Genomic DNA, 6018 nt, shown 5'->3' with positions numbered 1-6018 from the left:
GACCACATCGGCCTGCATCTGGGGCGCGTACAGCTCGACCCGGTTCTTGCCGCAGGCCTTGGCGCGGTACATCGCGAGGTCGGCGTTGCGCATCAGATCGGTGGGGGTTATGCCCGGTTCCGCGAAGGCGACCCCGATGGAGGCGGCGACCCGGACATCGTTGCCGTCGATGCGGTACGGCTGGGAGAGCTTGAGGCGGAGCCGGTCGGCGATCTCATGGACCTGGTACTGGCGGTCGCTCTGGTCGGGGCCGCCGTCGCCGAGGACGATGGCCGCGAACTCGTCGCCGCCGAGCCGGGCCGCGGTGTCCCCGGCCCGTACCGACTCCTGGAGCCGGTGGGCGGCGAGGATCAGCAGTTCGTCGCCGGCCTGGTGGCCCAGCCGGTCGTTGACGCCCTTGAAGCCGTCGAGGTCGATGAAGAGCACGGCGGTGCCTGCGTCGGTCGTACGGCGGCCGGCCAGGGCCTGCCGGACGCGCTCGGTGAACAGGGCGCGGTTGGGCAGGTCGGTGAGCGGGTCGTGCTCGGCGTTGTGCTGCAACTGGGCCTGGAGACGCACCCGTTCGGTGACATCCCGGCTGTTGAAGATCAGCCCGCCCTCGTGGCGGTTGACGGTGGACTCGACATTGAGCCAGTCGCCCGCGCCGGACCTGAAGCGGCACTCGATCCGGGTCGTGGGCTCCTCCGAGGGCGGAGCTGCCAGGAAGCGGCGCACTTCGTGGACGACCCTGCCCAGGTCGTCCGGGTGGATGATCGAGGCGAGTTCGGCGCCGACCAGATCCTCGGCCTCGCGTCCGTACACCCCGGAGGCGGCGGGGCTGACGTAGCGCAGTATCCCGGAGGGCGCGGCGATCATGATCACATCGCTGGAGCCCTGGACCAGGGAGCGGAAGTGGTTCTCCGTCTCGGCCAGTTCATGGGTGAGCGCGATGTTGTCGACGAGCATGATGCCCTGCCGTACGACGAGGGCGAGCACGACCGTACAGCCGGTGAGGACCACGACCCGGTCGACCCGGCGGCCCTCGGTGACGTTGTACAGGATCCCCAGGGTGCAGACGGCCGCCGCTAGATACGGGGTGATCGCGGCCAGCGAGCCCGCGATCGGGTGGCCGGAGTGGCGGGTGTGGCGGCTCTGGCGGGGATGCGGCGCGTTCTCCGGAACCCTGCGCACGCCCCAGGGCGCGTAGGCGAGGAGCAGCGAACCGGCGAACCAGCCGGCGTCCAGGAGCTGCCCCGAGCGATACGTCTCCCGCAGCAGCGGGGAGGTGAACAGGGCGTCGCACAGCACGGTCAGCGCGAGCGCGGCGATCGCGGTGTTCACCGCGGAGCGGCTGCCCGTGGCCCGGCGGAAGTGCAGCGCGAGCACCATGCTGACGAGCACGATGTCAAGCAGGGGGTACGCGAGGGAGAGCGCGGCCTGCGTGACGCTCTCGCCGCCGCTGACCTGGGTGGTGCGCGCGAGGGCCAGGCTCCAGGAGAGGGTGAGCAGCGAGCCGCCGATCAGCCAGGAGTCCAGCGCGAGACAGACCCAGCCGGCTCTGCTGACCGGGCGCTTGGCGAGGACGAGCAGGCCCACGATGGCGGGCGGCGCGAAGCAGAGGAAGAAGAGATCGGCGAGGGAGGGGCTGGGCACGGGCTCGTCCAGCACGACTTCGTACCAGCCCCAGACCGCGTTCCCGCCGGAGGCCATCGCGGAGGAGAACGAGAACAGCAGCCAGGCGGGCCGGAACCGGCCACCGCTCCCGCGTGCGTAGAAGAAGCAGGAGACGGCGGCGATCATGGCGGCGAGACTCAGCCCGAAATCGCCCATGAACAGGGCCAGTTCCTCCGAGCCCCAGCCGAGCGCGGCCCCGGCCGCGTACCCTCCGCAGATCAGGGCGAGGAGGAGCTGGGCGAGCAGCCCCGTGCCGCCGCCGGAGAGCGTGCGCCGGCCGATGACCACGCCCTCGGCGCTCACCGGACCGCTCCATAAGTCGTCGCCGTCGCCGAAGGCGGGACCGGGGCCGGCCGGTGCTCCGCGATGTCCGGAGGCCACCGACGGCGTCCTTGCCGCGTCGGATCGCTGGTCCATTGGCCGTGCATCGCCCGTCGCCCCCCTCGGATTCTCATCGCTCCGCCGCGCCGCGCCAGGCATGGCGTGGCCCCCAGATCGGGACGATACACCAGTCTCGTCACTCAGGGACATAGTTCTTCTACTCTCCGTGACGACCTGGTCTGTTGTCGGCCACGAGGGTGTCCGTACGGCTGCGAGGAGTGGCCGAAGACCGGTACGGGGCCGGCGACGGGGTCCTTGTGCCTACGGGGTCCTTGGGCGGGGGCTCATCCGGTGATGAGGACGGTGTTGAGCGGCTCGTCCCCGGCGGCGAACCGGCTGAGCTGCTCGGTGAGGAGACGCTTGGCACGCGGCAGGAAGGCCGAGGTGGATCCGCCGACATGGGGGCTGATGAGGACACCCGGAGCATGCCAGAGGGGATGGCCCGCGGGGAGGGGTTCCGGATCGGTGACATCGAGGGCGGCGGTGATCCTTCCGCTCTCCACCTCCGCGAGCAGCGCCTTGGTGTCGACGACCGGGCCGCGCGCGACGTTCACCAGCAGCGCGCCGTCCTTCATCCGGGCCAGGAAACCAGCTCCGGCCAGGCCTTTTGTCTCCTCGGTGAGCGGGGTCGAGAGAATCACCACATCGGCTTCGGGGAGCAGCGCGGGCAGTTCGGTGAACGCGTGCACCGCCCCGCGCTCCGTAGTGCGTGCGGAGCGCGCGACGCGCGCCACCCGCGCGCACTCGAAGGGCGCGAGCCGGTCCTCGATGGCGGCGCCGATCGATCCGTACCCGACGATCAGGACCGACTTGTCGGCGAGCGCGGGGTAGAAGCCTGAGCGCCACTCCTCGCGCTCCTGGCCCCGGACGAAGCCGGGTATGCCGCGCAGGGAGGCGAGGATCAGGGCGAGGGTGAGTTCGGAGGTGCTGGCCTCATGGACGCCCCTGGCGTTGCAGAGGCGGACTCCGGCGGGCAGCGAGCCGAGGCCGGGGGCCACATGGTCGGTGCCGGCGGAGAGGGTCTGTACGAGGCGTACGGAGGTCATCGCGGCGAGCGGCCGTGTCGCGACTTCGGGGCCCTTCATGTACGGGACGACGTAGAGGACGCAGTCGGCCGGGTCGGCGGGGAAGTCCTGGGTGCCGTCCCAGAAGCGGTGGCCGAGCCCTGCGGGCAGCTCTTCGAATTCGTCGGCCGGGAACGGGATCCACACGTCTGAAGTCATGGTCAGGAGGCTATGCGAAGCGGGCGGAGGGATGCGGTTAGCTTGAGGGCGGCACAAGGGAGGGGTACGGCGTTGGAGCGCAGGACAATCGGTGCGGCGGCGCTGGAAGTGGGAGCGGTCGGGCTCGGCTGTATGCCGATGCACTGGGCGTACACCGGCTCGCAGCAGCGCGGCGACCGCTCGCTCCGTACGGTGCACGCGGCGCTGGACGCCGGTACGACCCTGCTCGACACGGCCGACATGTACGGCCCGTTCACCAATGAGCTGCTGCTGGGGCGGGTGCTGGGGCAGCGGCGCGCGGATGCCTTCGTCTCGACCAAGTGCGGGCTGCTGGTGGGCGATCAGCACCTGGTCGCCAATGGCAGCCCCGGTTATGTGCGGCGGGCCTGCGACGCCTCGCTGCGCCGGCTCCAGACCGATGTGATCGATCTCTACCAGTTGCACCGCGCCGATCCGGAGATCCCGGTCGAGGAGACCTGGGGCGCGATGGCGGAGCTGGTGAGCGCGGGGAAGGTACGGGCGCTGGGGCTGTGCGCGGTGGGTGCGCGCGCGTCCCGGCGCAGATCCGGCGCGCATCTGCACGAGGCGACGATCAGGCAGTTGGAGCGGGTGCAGCAGGTGTTTCCGGTCAGCGCGGTGGAGGCGGAGCTGTCGGTGTGGTCGCCGGAGGCGCTGGAGCGGCTGCTGCCGTGGTGCGAGGCGCGCGGAATCGGTTTTCTGGCGGCGATGCCGCTGGGCAATGGTTTCCTCACAGGCACGCTCACCCCCGGGCAGGGGTTCGAACCGGACGATCTGCGGGCCCGGCATCCCCGGTTCACGGCGGAGATGATGGCCGCGAACCAGCCGCTGGTGGCCGGGCTGCGGCGGACCGCGGAGCGGCACGGGGCGACTCCGGCGCAGGTGGCGCTGGCGTGGGTGCTGAGCAGGGGGCGGCATGTGGTGCCGCTGCCGGGTACGAAGCGGGAGCAGTGGGCGGTGGAGAACGCGGGGGCGGCCGGGGTGGAACTGACGGCGCGGGATCTGGCGGAGATCGCGGCGCTGCCGCCGGCTCGGGAGTCGTGGGACTGAGCCCCGGGAGCGTTGTCACGGGGCTCGCGGCGGGCGGCGCGGCTCGGTGCGGCGCCTTGCGGATTGGCCGGATCCGCATGATCGGCCGGGAGCGGTCCGTCAGTTGGACCCGCGGACGGCGCGCCGGTGTAAGAACGGCGGTGTAAGAACAGGGGTGACGCCGTCGTCGAAGGGATCGGAACCGTGCATCGTTCAGCGCTGACGGCCGTGGGGGCCGCCGCCGCTCTTCTCGTGGTCACCGGATGCTCCTCCGACGGCGGTGGTGCCGTACCCGTCCCGGGGCTGAGCGTCACGTCCAAGCCCGCCGCCTCGCCCGGGGAGGGAGCGCCCAGCCCGTCGGCCGCGCCCGCCAAGGGCTCGGTCAAGGTGGTGTCGACCCTGGCCGAGGGGCTCAACTCGCCCTGGGGCCTGGCCGCCCTGCCCGACGGCGATCTGCTGGTCTCCTCGCGCGACGAGGGGACGGTCACCCGGATCGACGCGGACAACGGGAAGAAGACCCTTGTCTCGACGGTCCCCGGGGTCGCGGCGGCGGGCGAGGGCGGGCTGCTGGGGATCGCGCTCTCCCCCACGTACGCCTCGGACCACCTCGTGTACGCGTACTTCACCACCGAATCGGACAACCGCATCGCCCGTATGGTCTACGACGAGAAGAAGCCGACCGGGCAGCAGATGGGCGCGCCCGACACCGTACTGCGCGGTATCCCGAAGGGCACCGTGCACAACGGCGGGCGGATCGCGTTCGGACCGGACAAGATGCTGTACGCGGGCACGGGCGAAACCGGTGACGCGCAACTCGCCCAGGACCGGAAATCCCTGGCGGGCAAGATCCTCCGGATGACTCCGGACGGACAGCCCGTGCATGGGAATCCGGAGGCCGATTCGATTGTGTATTCCTACGGTCACCGCAATGTGGAGGGCCTGGCCTGGGACTCCGAGCGGCGGCTGTGGGCTTCGGAGTTCGGCGAGGACAAGTGGGACGAGCTGAATCTGATCGAGCCCGGGAAGAATTACGGCTGGCCGGAGGCCGAGGGGAAGTCGGACAGGCCCGGACTGACGAATCCGGTCGCCGAGTGGCCGCCGAGCGAGGCATCTCCCAGCGGAATCGCCTATGCGCGGGGCTGCATCTGGCTGGCGACGCTGCGTGGTGAGCGGCTGCTGCGGGTTCCGCTGGCGGGACGGGAATCCGCGGCGCCTTCCCAGGCGTTCCTCCAGGGAAAGTACGGCCGCCTGCGCACGGTGCTTTCGGTGGGCGGCGACAAGGTGTGGCTGGTGACGAACAATACGGACGGCCGGGGCACACCGAAGCCGGGGGACGACAGGATCCTCCTGCTGGAGGTCGCGTAGCGACACGGAGTCAGAGGTGAACCGTCTGTGTTCAATATGATCGAGGAGATCTTCGCCCCGGGCCGTAAGCACACCGATGACGAGAACAAGAGGCTGGAAGTCAGCCGGGTCGATGTCGATGACAACGACCCGGGCCGGGGCCCGATAGATCTGGCTTCCGGCAAGGTCACCATCAGGGTCCCGGTGGAATCCGCGGAAAAGGCGCAGCCCCCGGCGGTTTCCGAGGAGTAGCTCACTCCCAGCGAGTCGGACCCTCAGGAATCGGACCCTCAGTAATACGGGAGCCTCAGGAACTCCGGGGCACCTCGGCCAGGTCCGGGAAGAGGCGCAGGCGGTGCGAGAGTGCCGC

Annotated in this window: 5 protein-coding genes; 3 read left to right on the top strand and 2 right to left on the bottom strand. The window is 70.5% G+C overall.

Features of this window, described 5'->3' with window-relative positions:
• Both WH07_RS10660 and WH07_RS10655 read right to left on the bottom strand, forming a co-directional pair.
• The coding region (locus WH07_RS10660; protein ID WP_046498546.1) for a sensor domain-containing diguanylate cyclase at positions 1-1956 on the bottom strand (1956 nt) is incomplete at its 3' end.
• A gap of 362 nt (positions 1957-2318) precedes the next feature.
• A complete protein-coding gene (locus tag WH07_RS10655) occupies positions 2319-3257 on the bottom strand; it encodes a 2-hydroxyacid dehydrogenase (RefSeq protein ID WP_046498543.1) in 939 nt (312 codons plus the stop codon).
• Between the two features lie 72 nt (positions 3258-3329).
• Between WH07_RS10655 and WH07_RS10650 the strand changes: the two genes are divergently transcribed.
• From WH07_RS10650 to WH07_RS10640, 3 genes are all read left to right on the top strand, one after another.
• Positions 3330-4325, top strand: a complete 996-nt coding sequence (locus WH07_RS10650; RefSeq protein WP_046498540.1) for an aldo/keto reductase — start codon at positions 3330-3332, stop codon at positions 4323-4325.
• A 183-nt stretch (positions 4326-4508) separates the two neighbouring features.
• The gene (locus WH07_RS10645) at positions 4509-5669 is read left to right on the top strand and encodes a PQQ-dependent sugar dehydrogenase (protein WP_408645827.1); all 1161 of its coding nucleotides are present in this window, start codon (positions 4509-4511) and stop codon (positions 5667-5669) included.
• Between the two features lie 36 nt (positions 5670-5705).
• The gene (locus WH07_RS10640; RefSeq protein ID WP_232788812.1) at positions 5706-5900 is read left to right on the top strand and encodes a DUF6191 domain-containing protein; all 195 of its coding nucleotides are present in this window, start codon (positions 5706-5708) and stop codon (positions 5898-5900) included.
• Positions 5901-6018 lie beyond the last annotated feature (118 nt).

This window comes from Streptomyces odonnellii (assembly GCF_000981895.1).
GTDB lineage: Bacteria > Actinomycetota > Actinomycetes > Streptomycetales > Streptomycetaceae > Streptomyces > Streptomyces odonnellii.
The sequence above is the reverse complement of the archived record's forward strand: the minus strand, read 5'-3'. Positions and strand labels throughout refer to the sequence as shown.

Bases quoted from the DNA above. Each gene is read 5' to 3' on its own strand.
- WH07_RS10640 (WP_232788812.1), top strand. From the start codon at position 5,706: ATGATCGAGGAGATCTTCGCCCCGGGCCGTAAGCACACCGATGACGAG.
- WH07_RS10655 (WP_046498543.1), bottom strand. From the start codon at position 3,257: ATGACTTCAGACGTGTGGATCCCGTTCCCGGCCGACGAATTCGAAGAG.